The 16,162-nt window shown below is 67.1% G+C and carries 14 protein-coding genes and 1 pseudogene; 9 read left to right on the forward strand and 6 right to left on the reverse strand.

Going from position 1 to position 16,162, the window contains the following annotated elements:
• Window positions 1-10: 10 nt before the first annotated feature.
• The 5 genes and pseudogenes from QFZ41_RS11635 to QFZ41_RS11655 all read left to right on the forward strand — a co-directional run bounded on the left by QFZ41_RS11635 (window position 11) and on the right by QFZ41_RS11655 (window position 4,268).
• A pseudogene (locus QFZ41_RS11635) lies at window positions 11-1,458 on the forward strand (cobyric acid synthase).
• Window positions 1,452-1,973 carry a bifunctional adenosylcobinamide kinase/adenosylcobinamide-phosphate guanylyltransferase gene (gene cobU / locus QFZ41_RS11640; RefSeq protein WP_429198924.1) on the forward strand — a complete coding sequence of 174 codons (522 nt, stop codon included), beginning with the start codon at window positions 1,452-1,454 and terminating at the stop codon, window positions 1,971-1,973. The pseudogene QFZ41_RS11635 and the gene cobU overlap by 7 nt, the downstream one beginning before the upstream one ends.
• Window positions 1,970-3,013 carry a nicotinate-nucleotide--dimethylbenzimidazole phosphoribosyltransferase gene (gene cobT / locus QFZ41_RS11645; protein WP_429198925.1) on the forward strand — a complete coding sequence of 348 codons (1,044 nt, stop codon included), beginning with the start codon at window positions 1,970-1,972 and terminating at the stop codon, window positions 3,011-3,013. The genes cobU and cobT overlap by 4 nt, the downstream gene beginning before the upstream one ends.
• Window positions 3,010-3,549, forward strand: a complete 540-nt coding sequence (locus QFZ41_RS11650) for a histidine phosphatase family protein (protein WP_429198926.1) — start codon at window positions 3,010-3,012, stop codon at window positions 3,547-3,549. The genes cobT and QFZ41_RS11650 overlap by 4 nt, the downstream gene beginning before the upstream one ends.
• On the forward strand, window positions 3,546-4,268 hold the full coding sequence (locus tag QFZ41_RS11655) for an adenosylcobinamide-GDP ribazoletransferase (protein WP_429198927.1): 723 nt from the start codon (window positions 3,546-3,548) through the stop codon (window positions 4,266-4,268). The genes QFZ41_RS11650 and QFZ41_RS11655 overlap by 4 nt, the downstream gene beginning before the upstream one ends.
• A gap of 165 nt (window positions 4,269-4,433) precedes the next feature.
• Here the strand turns inward: QFZ41_RS11655 and grxD are convergent, their stop codons facing one another.
• The 4 genes from grxD to QFZ41_RS11675 form a co-directional block, all read right to left on the reverse strand.
• Entirely contained in the window at window positions 4,434-5,342 is a 909-nt protein-coding gene (gene grxD / locus QFZ41_RS11660; protein ID WP_429198928.1) for a Grx4 family monothiol glutaredoxin, read from the reverse strand.
• 71 nt (window positions 5,343-5,413) lie between these two features.
• On the reverse strand, window positions 5,414-6,286 hold the full coding sequence (locus QFZ41_RS11665) for a UDP-2,3-diacylglucosamine diphosphatase (protein WP_429198929.1): 873 nt from the start codon (window positions 6,284-6,286) through the stop codon (window positions 5,414-5,416).
• A gap of 279 nt (window positions 6,287-6,565) precedes the next feature.
• On the reverse strand, window positions 6,566-7,180 hold the full coding sequence (locus tag QFZ41_RS11670) for an SGNH/GDSL hydrolase family protein (protein ID WP_429198930.1): 615 nt from the start codon (window positions 7,178-7,180) through the stop codon (window positions 6,566-6,568).
• Window positions 7,181-7,183: 3 nt separating this feature from the next.
• Window positions 7,184-8,428 (reverse strand): aminotransferase class I/II-fold pyridoxal phosphate-dependent enzyme, encoded by a 1,245-nt coding sequence (locus tag QFZ41_RS11675; RefSeq protein ID WP_429198931.1) that lies wholly within the window; start codon window positions 8,426-8,428, stop codon window positions 7,184-7,186.
• A 118-nt stretch (window positions 8,429-8,546) separates the two neighbouring features.
• On the opposite strand from QFZ41_RS11675, the gene rsgA reads away from it, so the two are divergent.
• Together rsgA and QFZ41_RS11685 are read left to right on the forward strand one after the other, a co-directional pair.
• Complete coding sequence (gene rsgA / locus QFZ41_RS11680) at window positions 8,547-9,602, forward strand: ribosome small subunit-dependent GTPase A (RefSeq protein WP_429198932.1); 1,056 nt, start codon at window positions 8,547-8,549, stop codon at window positions 9,600-9,602.
• Window positions 9,603-9,766: 164 nt separating this feature from the next.
• The gene (locus QFZ41_RS11685; RefSeq protein WP_429198933.1) at window positions 9,767-11,974 is read left to right on the forward strand and encodes an autotransporter outer membrane beta-barrel domain-containing protein; all 2,208 of its coding nucleotides are present in this window, start codon (window positions 9,767-9,769) and stop codon (window positions 11,972-11,974) included.
• On the opposite strand, the gene QFZ41_RS11690 is transcribed toward QFZ41_RS11685, so the two are convergent.
• Entirely contained in the window at window positions 11,971-12,939 is a 969-nt protein-coding gene (locus QFZ41_RS11690) for a sugar-binding transcriptional regulator (protein ID WP_429198934.1), read from the reverse strand. The two genes, QFZ41_RS11685 and QFZ41_RS11690, sit on opposite strands and share 4 nt — an antisense overlap.
• A 42-nt stretch (window positions 12,940-12,981) precedes the next feature.
• Window positions 12,982-13,443 (reverse strand): ribose 5-phosphate isomerase B, encoded by a 462-nt coding sequence (gene rpiB / locus QFZ41_RS11695; protein ID WP_429198935.1) that lies wholly within the window; start codon window positions 13,441-13,443, stop codon window positions 12,982-12,984.
• 242 nt (window positions 13,444-13,685) lie between these two features.
• Here rpiB and QFZ41_RS11700 point away from each other — a divergent pair, with 242 nt between their 5' ends.
• A complete protein-coding gene (locus QFZ41_RS11700) occupies window positions 13,686-15,167 on the forward strand; it encodes a sugar ABC transporter ATP-binding protein (protein ID WP_429198936.1) in 1,482 nt (493 codons plus the stop codon).
• Complete coding sequence (locus QFZ41_RS11705) at window positions 15,164-16,147, forward strand: ABC transporter permease (RefSeq protein WP_371022389.1); 984 nt, start codon at window positions 15,164-15,166, stop codon at window positions 16,145-16,147. Before QFZ41_RS11700 ends, QFZ41_RS11705 begins: the two co-directional genes overlap by 4 nt.
• Window positions 16,148-16,162 lie beyond the last annotated feature (15 nt).

The raw sequence follows: 16,162 nt of genomic DNA on the forward strand, positions 1-16,162 counted from the left end.
CCGTGTACTCATGGTGCAAGGTTGCACCTCCGACGCGGGCAAGAGCACCGTCGTCGCCGCCCTTTGCCGTTGGCTGCATCGCCGTGGTGTCGCCGTCGCGCCGTTCAAGCCGCAGAACATGGCGCTCAATTCCGCCGTGACGGTGGATGGCGGCGAGATAGGCCGCGCACAGGCCGTGCAGGCGCAGGCGGCAGGCGTCCCTCCGCATACCGATTTCAATCCGGTGCTATTGAAACCGAACAGCGATACCGGTGCCCAGGTGATCGTGCACGGACATGCCATCGGCAACATGGATGCCGTCGGTTACCACGCCTACAAACGCGTAGCCATGGAGGCCGTGCTTGCATCGCATGCGCGCCTGGTGAGCGGTACGAAGCGTTGGTGGTCGAGGGCGCGGGCAGTCCGGCCGAGATCAACCTGCGCGACCGCGACATCGCGAACATGGGCTACGCCGAGGCGGTGGATTGTCCGGTCGTGCTCGTCGCGGACATCGATCGCGGCGGCGTTTTCGCGCACCTTGTCGGTACCCTTGCCTTGCTCTCCGAAAGCGAGCGCGCACGCGTCATCGGCTTCGTCATCAACCGGTTCCGTGGTGACATCGCCTTGCTGCAGCCGGGGCTGGACTGGCTGGAGCGCGAAACCGGCAAACCGGTGCTCGGCGTATTGCCCTATCTGCATGGACTGATCCTGGAAGCGGAGGATGCGTTGCCGAGACATCGCAGCGATCGTCCATCGGGCGCGTTGCGCGTGGCGGTGCCCGCGCTGCCGCGGATCAGCAACCACACCGATCTCGATGCGCTGCGCTCGCATCCAGAGGTCGACTGTTTTTTCGTCGGTCCTGGTGACGCGTTCCCGGCCTGCGACCTGATCGTGCTGCCCGGGTCCAAGTCGACCCGCGCCGATCTCGCCTGGTTGCGTGCACAGGGCTGGGACGAGGCGATCCTGCGTCACGTGCGTTACGGCGGCCGGGTGATCGGCATCTGCGGTGGCATGCAGATGCTGGGCCGGGCGGTGCACGATCCCGATGGCATCGAAGGTCAGGAGGGTTCCAGTGAAGGCCTGGGTTTGCTGGACCTGGAAACCACCCTTGCGCCCAACAAGCAGTTGCGCAATGTGCACGGCCGGCTCGCGGACAGCCACGCCGCGGTGAGCGGTTATGAAATCCACTGCGGTGTGAGCGAAGGGCCGGCCATGGCCACGCCGGCGGTGTGGCTGGATGATGGCCGTGGCGACGGTGCGCGCTCGGACGACGGGCGAGTGATCGGTACCTATCTGCATGGTGTCTTCGATCATCCCGAGGCTTTGGCCGCGCTGCTCCACGATGCGGGGTGGCATGCCGCCGCACCCTTCGATATCCAGGCACAGCGTGAAGCGACGCTGGACAGGCTGGCCGATGCGGTCGACGCGCATATGGATGTCGGAACGCTCGAACGGATCTTCGGAATACCGGCATGTTGACCCTCGTCCTCGGCGGCGCGCGCTCGGGCAAGAGCGCGCTGGCGGAACGCCTCGCCCATGAAAGTGGCCGTGAGGTCGTCTACGTCGCGACGGCGCAGGCGCTCGACGGCGAGATGGCCGACCGCATCACGCATCACCGGGCGCGGCGGCCGGCTGGCTGGATATCGATCGAAGAGCCGCTGGCATTGGCCGCCGTGCTTCGCCAGAATGCGCGGGCGGACCGGTTCCTGCTCGTGGATTGCCTCACGCTCTGGCTATCGAACCTGCTCGGTATCGACGAGGGTGCGCACTTCGCCTTGCAACGGAATGCCCTGCTCGATGGCGTATGCGATTTGCCGGGCGACATCGTCTTCGTCAGCAACGAAGTCGGCCTCGGCATCACGCCGCTGGGCGAACTCACGCGCCGCTTCGTCGACGAAGCGGGACGCCTCCACCAAGCCCTGGCGCAACGATGCGATCGCGTCGTCTTCGTCGCTGCCGGCCTGCCCCTGACCCTCAAAGGAACACCGCCATGATCGACTGGCTCGCGGCACCCAGCCGCGTTCCGGACCACGCCGCCGCCCACGCGGCGGCCGCGCGCCAGGACACGCTTACCAAACCGCCGGGCTCGCTGGGCCGGCTGGAAGCATTGGCCGTGCAACTGGCCGGCCTGCAAGGGCGTGAACGGCCCTCCGCCGCACGTGTCCGGATCGCTGTGTTCGCTGCCGATCACGGCGTCGCGGCGGAAGGCGTATCTGCCTTTCCGCAGGCGGTCACGGGGGAGATGCTGCGCAACTTCGCCGGTGGCGGTGCGGCGATCGCCGTGCTGGCGCGCGAACTCGGCGCCACGCTCGAGGTGGTGAACCTGGGCACGGTGAACGATCCTGGCGATGTCCCGGGTGTGCGGCGTCGCGTGATCGCTTCCTCCAGCATTAATTTCTGCGAGGGGTCGGCGATGACGGATGCCCAGCTGGATACCGCGTTGATGGTGGGTGCGGCAAGCGTGGCCGACGCCATCGACGCCGGAACGGACGTCTATATCGGTGGCGACATGGGTATCGGTAACACCACGGTCGCCAGCGCGTTGGCCTGCGCCTTGCTCGGCGCGGAACCCGCTGAGCTTGCGGGCGCGGGGACCGGGCTGGACGCCGAAGGCATCGTGCGGAAGCAGCGTGTGATCGCGCGTGCCCTCGCCATGCACGCCGGAGCGGATACGGCGCGCGAACGTTTGCGTTGCCTGGGTGGTTTCGAGATCGCGGCCTTGACCGGCGCCTTCGTCGCCGCCGCGCAGCGTGGCCTGCCGGTACTCGTCGATGGGTTTATCACCAGCGTGGCGGCACTCGCCGCGGTCGCCTTGCGTCCCGATGCGAAGCCATGGCTGATCTTCTCGCACCGCTCGCAAGAGTTGGGCCATGCGCGCGTGCTCGCGGCCTTGGAGGCCGAGCCCTTGCTCGACCTGCGGTTGCGCCTGGGCGAAGCGAGTGGCGCGGCTATCGCGGTGCCGCTGCTGCGCATGGCCTGCGCACTGCATGCATCCATGGCAACCTTCACAGAAGCTGGGGTGTCCGAGGCATGAGCATCGACCTGCTTCGCCACGGAGACACGGGCCAGCGCAGCTATCGCGGGCAACTGGACGATCCTCTCAGCGAGCTGGGTTGGCAGCAGTTGCGCGGGGCTGTCGAAGGCCGTGGGTGGGATCGCGTGGTGTCGTCGTCGATGACGCGTTGCGCCGCGTTCGCGACGGAGTTCGCGCAGCGGCACGGATTGCCTCTACGCGTCGATGCGCGCCTGGCCGAATACCATTTCGGCGAGTGGCAGGGCGTGCCGATCGAAACGATCGCCGCGACCGACGGTGCGGCGCTGGAGCGTTTCTGGGCCGATCCCGTCGCGTTTCCGCCGCCAGGCGCGGAGCGTTTCGATGCGTTCCATGAGCGTTTGTCCGCGGCACTGAACGATGTCGCGCCGGAGGCGGTCGATGCACGTGTCCTCGTCGTTACCCACGGCGGTGCCATCCGGCTGTTGCGTTGTGTCGCGGAAGGACGCGGCTTCGGCGACATGGCGGGTATCGACGTGCCGCATGCGTCGCTGCACGTCTTGCACTGGAGCCGGTGATGCGAGGATTGGCGGTAGCCTTCTCGTTCCTCACGCGTCTGCCGGTTCCGCAGGTGAACTTCGGTACCGGTGCGCAGGCAGCATCGCTGAAATGGTATCCGCTGGTAGGACTGGTGATCGGCTGCCTGCTGGTCGCGACGGCGCACCTGCTGCATGCCTTCCCTGTGCTGCCCGCCGCGGCGATCGTGCTCGTCGTATGGGTGGCGTTGACCGGTGCCTTGCACCTGGATGGTCTCGCCGACAGCGCCGATGCGTGGATCGGCGGCATGGGCGACCGCGAGCGCACGCTGGCGATCATGAAGGATCCGCGCAGCGGTCCGGCTGGCGTGATCTCGCTGGTGCTCGTATTGCTGTTGAAGTTCTCGGCGCTGGCGACGCTGGGTGGTACATGGTGGCTGGTGTTGCCACCGTTGCTGGGGCGCGCCGCCATCGTCTCGTGGTTCCTCACCACGAGTTACGTGCGCTGGCAGGGCCTTGGCGAACCACTTCGCGGCGCACGGGCCGTCGGTTGCCGCGTGGCGCTGTTGCTTGCCGTGGGATTGGCCGCGTGTTTCGGATACGCCGGCTTGCTGGCGCTCGGTGCCGCCGCGCTCACCGGCTGGCTATGGCGCCGCGCCTGCATCCGCCGCCTCGGCGGCTTCACCGGCGATACCGCCGGTGCCTTGGTGGAACTGGTCGAGGCGTCGACCCTGGTCGCACTCGTGGCGGTCCACGGCTGAACCCTGCGGGATCGCGTCAGACCTGGTGGGAGCCGACTCCAGGTCTTGGTGGGAGCCGACCCTGTCGGCGATCCCGCGGCAGCGGGCCAGCCAGAGGCAAGCACCCATCGCCGACAGGGTCGGCTCCCACCAAAAGGCATGCGGGTCCCCAGCGGGACCCTTCGCTCAGCCGCCTACTTCACGCATCCACGCGTCCATCCCGCCTTCGACGTTGAAGACGCGGGTGAAGCCGTGGGCGGCGAAACGCTCGGCGGCGGCGCGGCTGGACATGCCGACGTTGCAGATGAAGGCGATGGGCGTGTCCTTCGGCAACTGGCCGAGGCCTTCATAGCCTTCGTCTTCCAGGATGCGTGCGCCGCCGATCGGGGCGACCATCGCGCGGCTCTGGGCCGGGCGGACGTCGATGAGGACCACGTCGCCCGCGTCGAGCTTGGCCTTGAGTTCGTGCACGCTCATCGAGCCGATCTCGACGGCGCCAGGAAATTTCAGGCTGAGGCCTTCGCCCTGCACCGTGGATACCCAGTCGATCACGATGCCCTTCGCGCGCGCGGCGCTGCCCGGATCGAAATGCACTTCGATGCCGTTGGCGAGGACGACGATGTCGTGGTCTCCGGCCGGTGCCAGCTGGAACCCGGCGCTGTGGTCAGGGCCGATCTCCAGGTGCAGGGCCATGCCCTGTGCGTTGGCCATGCCACCGCGGATGGCCTCGGCGGCCTTTTCGGTGATGGTGATTTCCGGCGGCGTGCGGTCCGGCGCGTCGACGCCGAACATCGTGTAGAGCTCGCCGCTGGTGTAGAGCTGGCGGATGATGTCCGAGCCGCCGACCAGTTCGCCCTTCACGTAGAGCTGCGGAATGGTGGGCCACTGGCCGTATTCCTTGATGCCTTCGCGGATCTCCGGATCCTGCAGCACGTCGACCGTGTGGTAGGCCGGAATCACGTCGTTGAGGGTGTTGATCGCCGCCGCGGAGAAACCGCACATCGGCTGCTGGCGCGAGCCCTTCATGAACAGCACGACGTCGTGCTGACCGAGGAGGGTTTCGATGCGCTCGCGGGTGGGGGTATCGAGGGCCATGGGGTCACCGCGGAAAGGGAAGGGAGCCATTTTACCGGCATCCACCGCACATGGGCCCTATCCCGTCCGTTTCAACCCGCTATCGACACCCCGGTGCCACGCAAGGTGGAGAGATCGGCCCGGCAGTCGGCCAGCGGGGCGAACCCCAGCACCGCCTCCGGCGAGGGCAATACGGTCTCGCGACTGGCCCGGCCCAGTGGGGTGACTCGCTCCGTCCAGTGGATCAGCTCCATGGCACCGGTGGCGTCCTCGACCAGGGCGGTGCAGTGCTCCACCCAGTCGCCGTCGTTCAGGTAGAGAATGCCGTCGATCGGGCGGACGTGGCCGAAATGGATGTGTCCGCAGATATGGCCGTCGAGGCCTCGCTCGCGGGCGTCCCGGGCCACGCGCTGCTCATAGCCCCGGATGTATTCGAGCGCCGCGCCGACGTGCGACTTCAGGATGATCGAGAGGGGAAGGTAGGGCAGTTCCAGGCGCAGGCGCACCGCGTGCACACGGCGGTTGGCCCAGCAGATGAAACGGTGCAAGGTGTCGCCCAGCCAGGCGATCCAGCGGCGGCCAACGTGCTCGGGATCGAATTCGTCGCCGTGGCTGACCCGGTAGCGGCGGCCGTCGGCACCTTCGTGGATGGCATCCAGTTCCACGCGGATGCCGGCGATGCTCGATCCGGCCAGGCCGCGCATCTGGAAGTCGTGGTTGCCGGGGATGTAGATCACTTCCACGCCGCGCGCGGCGATCGCGACCAGTTCGGCGATCACGGCGCTATGGTCCGGATGCCACCAGTGGCGTTTCGCCAGCGCTTCCAGGTCGACGATGTCGCCGACGAGGTAGAGCCGCTCGCACTCCAGGTGGCGGAGGAAGTCGAGTAGATAAGCCGCCTTGCAGTCGGGGGTGCCGAGGTGCACGTCGGAGATGAAGGCGCTGCGGCAGTTGAGCTTCGCCATGGCATCGGTTCCCGGGGTTGTCCCGGGTGCCCAGTCTCGGGCCCGGAAGTAACGGGTGCGTGGCGGAGGTGTTGCAGGGGTGTTGCGGTCTGGCCGGTGCTTCGCACCGGATCGCCGACAGGGTCGGCTCCCACCAGAGCTTGGATTTCCGGCTGCCTGGATTTCCAGTTGCCTGGATTTCCATATGCCTTGACTGCCCAGACCGAGCAGGGTGGGAGACCGGGGAGGGTGGGAGCCGACCCTGTCGGCGATGCTCCTGTGGGAGCCGGTTATCGGCGATCAGTGATGAAGTTCACGCAGCGCCGCCTGGGCCTCGGGAAATATCCGCTCCACCCACTCCGCGTATTGCGCAGCCGACGGATGCAGCCCGTCGTCCACCAGCATGCCGGGCTTCGCCCCCGCTTCGCGCGATGCCGCCGTCACATCCACCCAGCGCGCATGCATGCGCAGCGTTTCATCGCGTGCGATGGCGTTGAACGTATCGATCTCGCGGCCGATCGCCGCGCGGTCGCGTCCTTCGGCGAAGACGGTCACGCCCCAATCGGGAATCGACACGACGACGACGCGGCGAGCATCGCCGGACAACTCCGCCGCCCGTCGAAGCAGGGCGAGGAATTGCTTGCGGTATTCCGTGGCGGGTCTTCCGCGGTACTGGTTGTTCACGCCGATCAGCAAGGTGACGAGCGCATAACCCGGCTGTAACGCCGCCACATCCATTGCCGCGGAGAGTTCGTCCGTCGTCCAGCCCGTGGTGGCGACGATGCGCGGCGTCCCTACGGCGATGCCGCTTTCACGCAGCCGTAGGGCGAGTTGCACCGGCCAGCGGCCTTCATTGGGAACACCTTCGCCGATCGTGTACGAATCGCCCAGGGCGAGAAGCGCAGGATCCGCCATCGATCAGGCAACCGCACTGGCGGCGGGTATCGCCTCGTCGGCCATGCGCGCGAGGACGCGGTCCATGCGGACGAACACCTCGGCGAGTTGATCCGGTGGCGGCAACAAGGTGAGGCGCAGGTGCCGGCTAGCGGACAGGTTGAAACTGGTGCCCGGCACGACGAGCACGTTCTCGTCCTCGAGCAGGCGCAGGGCGAAGGCGGTGTCGTCGAAATGCGCGATGGCATCGGCGCGGATCTGGGGGAAGGCGTAGATCGCGCCGCCGGGTGCCACCGTTTCGAGGAACGGACTGGCGGCGACGCTTTCGAGCACGATGCGGCGGGCTTCATGGAGACGTCCGCCCGGCGCGGTCAGCGTGCCGATGGTCGGTTTGTCGAGCAGGGCGGGTCGCACGGCCCATTGTGCCGTCACGTTCGCGCACAGGCGCAGCGCGGCCAACAACTGCAACGCATCGCGGTATTCGGCGGTGCGCCTCGGGTCGCCCGACAGGCTCATCCAGCCGACCCGGTAGCCGCAGGCGCGATGGACCTTGGACAGCCCGCCGAAGCTCACGCACGGGTGGTCGCCGGCGACGGCGGCCAGGGGCTGGAACGGTGTGCCGTCGTAGAGGATCTCATCGTAGATCTCGTCGCACAGCAGGAGCAGGCCGTGCCGCCTGGCGACCTCGACGATGCGCTCCAGCAGCGCCTTCGGGTAGACCGCGCCGGTGGGATTGTTCGGGTTGATCAGCACCAGCGCGCGCGTGCGCGGGCCGACCAGCGCATCTATCTCGTCCGGATCGGGCAAGTGGCCGTTTTCGGCAAGGCAGCGGTAATAACGCGGGCTGCCGTCGTTGAGGATGGTGGCCGCGCTCCACAGCGGGTAATCCGGGCTCGGCAGGAGTACCTCGTCGCCGGGCTGGAGCAGGGCGCGCAGCGAGATGTCGATCAGTTCGCTCACGCCATTGCCGATGAAGACGTGCTCGACATCGATGCCGGTGGCACCGCGGCTGCGCTGCTGGACGACGATCGCCTCGCGCGCTTCTTCCAGTCCTTGTTCGTGGCCATAGGCCTCGCTGTCCACGAGGTGCGCGCCGATGGCGTCACGCAGGTGCGGCGGAGTCGTGAACCCATAGCGGCCGGGGTTGCCGATGTTCAGTTTGATGATCGGCTGGCCCGCCGCTTCCATATCGCGCGCGCGCCGGGTGAGGGCGCCGCGGATTTCATAGCGCACTTCCGCCAGGTGCGCGCTGGGCTTGATCGAGGACACGTCGGGACTTCCGTTGCATACCGTCCGGGCCCTTCCCGGCGGTCGTGTCCCGATCCTAACAGCGTCTTTACGGCGTCGCGAGGCGGAAAACGGGCCGAGAGCGGGCATAATCGCGCCCATGACCGATTCCTCGGACCTGGCGCGCCTGCGCCACATCGGCTGGCGCGACCCCGCCTTGCCCGACGACCCACGCCGCCTCGCGCGCGTGGTGGCACAGCATCGCGCGGGCTACGAAGTGCACGACGGCTCCGCGGCGTTCAACGCGCAGCCGGCCGGGCCCTTCCTCAAGCGGGGTCTCGATCCCTCCCTGCGGCCGGCCGTGGGCGACTTCGTCTTCCTCGACCATGCCAGCCATCCGGTGATCGAAGCGGTGCTTCCGCGGCGTTCGGTGCTCACCCGCGCCGCCGCCGGCGAACGCTACGAGCGGCAGATCATCGCCACCAACATCGACTACGTGCTGGTGCTGACAGGTCTCGACGGCGACTTCAATCCCTCGCGCATCGAACGCTACCTGACGCTGGTGGAAGGATCGGGCGCCCTTCCCGTGGTGTTGTTGAGCAAGGCCGACACCGGTGTGGACGTGGCGGCGGCGATCGCCGCGCTGGAAAACCGCCTGCCTTCCGATGCCGCCGTGCATGCGATCAATGCCAAGGACCCGGCCACGGTAGGCCTGCTGGCGGCATACCTCGGTCCCGGCATGAGCGCTGTCCTGGTCGGTTCGTCGGGCGCGGGCAAGTCGACGCTCACCAACACCCTGCTGGGCGAGGAACGCATGGCCACCGGCGCGGTGCGTACGAACGACAGCCGTGGGCGGCACACCACCACGCATCGCGCCTTGTTGAGCCTGCCGACCGGCGGTTGCCTGATCGACACGCCCGGCATGCGCGAACTCAAGCTCACCGGCGAGGAAAACCTCGACCTGTTCGCCGACATCGAAGCCCTGGCGGCGCAATGCCGTTTCGCCGATTGCAGCCACGGCAACGAGCCCGGCTGCGCGATCCAGGCGGCACTCGCGTCGGGCGAACTCTCCCCGCTGCGCTGGCGCAACTATCTCAAGCTGCACGACGAGCGCGAGGAACAGGCCGCGACGCTGGAAGCCCGCCTCAAGCGCAAGGCCGGCCCCAAGACCACCGGCAAACCGCGCCGCGGCGACTGGTCCCGCAACGAAGATTGATACCGCCGCTGGTGTGGGAGCCGACCCTGTCGGCGATCCCGCGGCAGCGGGCCAACTTGCGGCTAGCGCCACATCACCCTACACACATCACGCCCGCAACCGACATACACCGCGCGACCCGGTAACTAACTTGCCTGTCCCTATCGGCATGCAAGGAGGCCACCATGGCCAAGGTATCGCACGGACGCGGCGCGCTCGCCATGGCCCTCGTCGGCGCGCTCGCCTCTCCCGCGCAATCCACGGAATGGACGACGGGCATCACCGTCGACCGCCGGGAAGCGGTGCAACTCGACCCGGGCGATGTCGTCCGTGTCGCCGGGGACAAGGTCATCGGTATCCGCGTCGCTTCGCGGGCGACGTTCGATGCCGATGCACTGACGATCATCCATGAGGGCACCCCGATTCCCACCGGTCCTTCCTATGGCGTCCTCGCCCTCGATGGCGCCGGCGTTTCCCTCGTGGACAGCCGCATCGACGTGAAAGGCCGTCGAGTCATCGGGCTTCATGCACAACCCAACACCGCTATCGAGGTGACCCGTTCCGTCATCGAGGTGTCCGCCAACGCGGGTCACAGGTCCACCGCGTTGGCGCTTTCGGGGGGTGCGGCGGCCGTGCGCGGATCGTCGATCGACGGCGGCCGCGGTCATGCGATCGCCACGAATTTCCCTGGCGGCGGCATCGCACAGGTACGACTGGAGGACACGATCGTCCGTGGCCGTATCGGCAGCGGCGAGGTCGGTCTTGGCATCACGTCGATCGGCGGCCGTATCGACGGCGACATCGTGCGCGGCGGTTCAGGCGCACTCGACGTGCACATGCTGCGCAGCGCGTGGAGCGGCAAGGCAGGACATCTGTCGAGTGTTTCCCTCGAAGACAGCACGTGGACCGTGAGCGGAGACAGTGCCGTCGGTGCGATGCGCCTGGCGCGCGGCGGTGCGGTGGAGTTCGCCCGTTCTCAGGCAAGTTTCACGACGCTCCGCGTCGGCACCTGGGCAGCCGAGGCCGGTGCCATCGGCCTCGTTGTCGGTACGCGACTGGACGCGGGTGGACCGCTGCGGCGGCAAGGTACCGACCGCCTGCTCATCGGCGGCGATGCGGTCGGCAGCAGCCTGGTGCATGTGGTGAACGCCGGCGGCAAGGGCGCGGCGACGACCGCGCGGGGCGGCGGCAACGGTCCGGACGAAGGCATCAGCCTCGTGCAGGTAGGTGGTAATGCAAGCGCGGGGTCGTTCCAGCTCGCGGGAGACCATGTGGTCGTCGGGCCGTGGAGCTATCGCTTGCAGGCCTATGAGCCGGGCCGCAGCGACCCGCGGCAGCGGCTGGTCGAGGGCGAGGGTGGCTTCTGGGATTTCCGCCTGCAAAGCGAGAAGGTCGAAGGTCCCGCGCAGAGGCACGGCGGACGAAGCCGCTCGACGGCTTCGTCCACACGTCCGGCCCTGGCCCCGCAAGCGCCTTCCTATCTCGTATTGAATCAGGCCTTGTTCGGCTACGGCGTGACGGCCCTCGATGCGCTACATCCCCACGAACGCGATGTCGCCCGCGATCCCGCGCTCCGCGTACGCGCCTTTGGAGGCGACGTGGCTTATCGATCCGCTTTGCCGTTTACCTCTTACGGCGTGGACTACCGGCGCCATGACCGCGGTGTGCAGGTTGCCGGAGATTTTCTCGCCCATGCCAACGGCGATACGACATGGCGCCTGGGAGCCGCGGCTTCGTTGGGCGGAAGCCTCGTGTCGCCCCGCGTCGTCGATGGCCGGAGCGAGGCCCGTGTAGGCGCTCGCGGCGCTGCGCTGCATGCGCAGTTGGCGACGGAGTCGGGCTGGCAGGTGGCGACCAGTTATGCCATCACGCATTACAGGATCGACGTGCGCACGCCGTCGCGGGGTGAGGTGCTGGGGCGGTTGCGGGCGAACGGCCACGACGGCGCGCTTTCCGCACGGTATCGCTGGCAGGTCGCGGACCGGTTCGTCATCGAGCCCGGCTCGTCGTTGCTGTGGCAACGACTCCGTCTCAGCCGCGCCATCGATCGGGACGGACTGGACGTGAAGGGTGGCATGCCGCGTCGCGTGACATGGCGGACGGGAGCAAGGGCGTCGCTGATGTTCGTGCCCAACCGGGGTGCACTGTACGCGTGGACGCCCTACCTCGATCTCCAGCATGCGTTTATCCGCTCATCGCGCGGATCCACACGCCTGTCCGGCGAGCGCTTCATCACGGAACGGCCCACGCGCGCGGCCGAGTTGTCCGTCGGCGCGACCTTTCATCTGTGGTCGCGCATGACGGCGCATGTCGACGCGGTGCGGCGCCTTCGCATCGGACAGGGCGGCGAGTCCGGAGTCACCGCGCGTGCCGGGCTGGCGCTCGCGTTCTAGGCGCGCGCCACGTCCATGCCGCGCGTGGCCTGCTCCAGGCTCAATACGGTTTGCGCGATCGCTTCCGTCGTGGCCAGCGTGTCGATCACACCCGTGCGCAGCGCACCGAGGATGGCGGTCGCCTTGGTGTGTTCGCTGGCGATGGCGATCACGTTGGGAATCCGTTCCAGGTCGGGCAGGGAAAGCCCCACCACGCGGTCCTGCATCAGGGTGGTCGCGGGGCGGCCATGGATGTCGATGAAGTCGTAGCCCATGATGTCGCCCACCGCCCCCGAGCGCTTCGCCTCGGCGATTTCCGCCTGGGTGAACCAGCCCATGCGGACCATGTTGCTGTCTTCCAGGATGTCGCCCACACCGACCAGGGCGATATGCGCGCGTTGCGCCTTGCTCAGCGACTGGCGGACGGTCTCGTTCTCGAGCAAGGCTTTGCACATGGCCGGATCGCTGACCAGCGCCGGCGCATACAAGGTTTCGCTGTCGCCACCAAAGCGCAGCGCGAGACGCCGGCTGATATGGTCGGCGTTCATCGCCTCGCCGCCGCGGTATGAACCGCCGATGGCGCAGACGAAGGAGCACTGCCGCTGGGTGGACGACACGGCGTGGTGCGAGATGGAACTGACGTTGCGGCCCATGCCCACCGCCACGATGCTGCCGTCGGTGAGGATGCGGTCGAGGTAGCTCGCGACCAGCCCGGCCAGCAGCTCGCGCTGCTTGTCCTGGTCCTTGTGGTCCACCGAGATGATGGCGCGGTCGATGCCGAAACGGGCAGTGAGTTCATCCTCCAGCGCCTGGGTGGCCTGGGGATGATGGCGCACGCGGATCTCGACGATGCCTTCGTCCTGGGCCCGCTTCAGCAGGCGGCCGACCTTCGCCCGCGAGAGCGAGAACTTCTTCGCGAGGTCTTCCTGGGTCAGCCCGTCCACGTAGTAGAGCTTGGCGAGCTGGGTCAGTTCTTCGTTGGTCATCGCGTCCTTCGGGCGTGGGAACCGCACGGCGCATCTTAGCGGTCAAAGATGGCCGAGCGCCTTCTCGTAGGCGAGGATTTTCTCGACCTTCGGCGTGGAACGGCCACCGTCGAACTCGGCGCCGAGCCATGCGTCGACGATGCTGTTGGCCAATTCGTTGCCGATGACGCGACCACCCAAGGTCACGATCTGGGCATCGTTGCTGCGCCTGGCCCGCTCGGCGGAGTAGGTGTCGTGGCACTGGGCGGCGCGCACGCCCGGCACCTTGTTCGCCGAAATGGCCATGCCGATACCGGTGCCGCAGAGCAGGATGGCGCGCGGAAAGTCGCCCGCGGCGATGCGCTCGGCCACCGCGATGGCGACATCGGGATACAAGGCCTTCTCCTCCGGCCCATGCGTGCCGAAGTCGGTCAGTTCGACGTGGGGGTGCTTCTCGGCGATGTGCCGCTTCACCGATTCCTTGAGCGCGTACGCGGCTTCGTCGCAGCCGATCGCCACTTTCATGGGGCCTTTCTCCGTAAATCGCGCGATCATATGCGCGTCGTTGAGCAAAAGATCATGCTGGCGATTTATAGGGCTGGGCTCCTGTCGTGTCAAGCGCAACCCAGGCGCAGGAACGAATGTTGCGTCGCAGCAAAGAGTTAGCCGCATCATCGCCCCTGTTGACACTCGAAAAACGACGTGGCTACTATCGGCTCCGCGTAGATCAACTGCTCACTATTGAGCAAAAGTTCTAGAGGTGTTCGGTGAACGACGTCCTGCTCGAAGCACGCGAGGTTTCCAAGAGCTTCAATGGCGTGACCGCCCTGCGCGACGGCCGGCTCACCCTTCGCGCGGGCAGTGTCCACGCCCTCTGCGGGGGCAACGGTGCGGGGAAGTCGACCTTCCTGAATATCCTCATGGGTCTGCTACGGCGCGATGGCGGCAGCATCCGCCGCAATGGTGTCGAGGTGTCGTTCGCCAATCCGGCCGACGCGCTGGCCCACGGCATGGCGATCATCACCCAGGAGCTTTCCCCGGTGATGGGCATGACGGTGGCGGAAAACCTTTATCTCGGCCGTGAGCCTACGTTGGGCGGCTTCTTCGTCGACTACCGCAAGCTGCGGAAACAAGCCCAGGCCTTGCTCGACCGGCTCGGCTTCGCCATCGATGCCAGCCGCACGATGAGCGAGCTGAGCCTCGCCCAGGTCCAGCTCGTCGAGATCGCCAAGGCCTTCAGCCACGACTGCCAGGTGATCATCATGGACGAGCCCACTTCCGCGATCGGCGAGCGCGAGACCGAAACGCTGTTCGCCGCGATCCGCAGCGTCACGGCCAACGGCGCGGGCATCGTGTACGTGTCGCACCGTCTGTCCGAGCTCGCGGAAATCGCCGAGGACTACACGATCTTCCGCGATGGTGCCTTCGTCGAAAGCGGAAAGCTGGCGGATATCGACCGTGCCCACCTCGTCCGCGGCATCGTCGGCCGTGAACTCGTGGCCGTGGACAAGGAAAAACGCCCCGCCAGCGACAAGGTGTGCCTCAACGTGGACGGCCTCTCGCGCAAGAACGAGTTCAGCGACGTGAGCCTCCAGGTGCGCCACGGCGAAATCCTCGGCATCTACGGCCTGATGGGTTCGGGCCGCAGCGAATTCCTCAATTGCGTCTACGGCCTGACCACGCCGGACGGCGGCGACGTGCTGCTCGACGGCAAGCCGCTGCCCAAGGGTGATCCGGCCGCGACGATCCGCGCCGGCATCTCGCTGGTGACGGAAGACCGCAAGGACACCGGCCTGGTCCTGTCCGGCAGCGTGCGGGAGAACATCGCGATGGCGGCGTATCCGAGCCTGTCGAGCCTGTCGGTCATCAATGGCCGCAAGGAGCGTGCGCTGGCCGACGAGATGATCGGCAAGCTCAACGTCAAGACGGCCTCGCAGGAACTGCCGGTCAGCTCGATGAGCGGCGGCAACCAGCAAAAGGTGGTGTTGGCCAAATGCCTCTCCACCGGCCCGACGCTGCTGCTCTGCGACGAGCCCACGCGCGGCATCGACGAGGGAGCCAAGCAGGAGATCTACAAACTGCTCGACCAGTTCGTGCGCGCCGGTGGCGCCGTGATCGTCGTCTCGTCCGAGGCGCCGGAACTGCTCTACCTCTCCGATCGCATCGCCGTCTTCAAGGGCGGCCGGATCGTCGCCACGCGCGACGACGACAACCTCTCCCAGGAAACCCTGCTGCATCTCGCCTCATGAACGCACAGACCCTCACCACGCCGGCAACGGCACCCGTCGCGCCGCGGCAGCGGATGCGCACCTTCATCGACCGCTTCGCGATGCCGATCATCTTCGTCGTGCTCTGCGTGGTGCTCGCGTTCTCCAGCGAGTACTTCCTGACCGCGCGGAACCTGATGGACATCCTCAGGCAGACCTCGATCAACGGCATCCTCGCGATCGGCATGACCTACGTCATCCTGACCAAGGGCATCGACCTCTCCGTGGGCTCGATCCTCGCCTTCGCGGGTATTTGTAGCGGGCTTGTCGCAGCGCAAGGCCACGGCGTGCTCGCCGCCCTCAGTGCCGGCCTGCTCGCGGGCGCCGTGCTGGGCGCGGTGAACGGCTTCGTCGTCGCGCGACTCTCGGTGCCACCGTTCGTGGCGACCCTGGGCATGTTGAGCGTCGCCCGTGGCCTCACCTATATCGTCAACGACGGCAGCCCCGTCGCCGACCTGCCGGACGCCTATCTCTCGCTCGGCGACGGCAAGCTCGGACCGCTGAGCATGCCCATCGTGATCTTCGCGGCGGTGGCGCTGCTGTTTTGGATGGTGCTGAAGTACACGACCTACGGCCGCTATGTGTACGCGGTCGGTGGTAACGAGAAGAGCGCGCGCACCTCCGGCATCGGCGTGCGCAAGGTGATCTTCTCCGTCTACGTGGTCTCGGGCCTGCTTGCCGGACTCGCCGGCATGGTTCTTTCCGCGCGTACCACCTCGGCGCTGCCGCAGGCGGGCCTCTCGTACGAACTCGACGCGATCGCCGCGGTGGTGATCGGCGGAACGAGCCTTTCCGGCGGTACCGGCAGCCTGGTCGGCACGCTGTTCGGCGCGCTGCTCATCGGTGTCATCAACAACGGACTCAACCTTCTCGGTGTGTCCTCGTACTACCAGCAGGTCGCCAAGGGACTGATCATCGTCCTGGCCGTGCTCCTCGACGTATCCCGCAAGAAACAGCGCTGAACCGGCGCTCCCATT

The sequence above is a fragment of the Luteibacter sp. W1I16 genome (assembly GCF_050434905.1).
In the GTDB taxonomy this organism is placed as follows: Bacteria; Pseudomonadota; Gammaproteobacteria; order Xanthomonadales; family Rhodanobacteraceae; genus Luteibacter.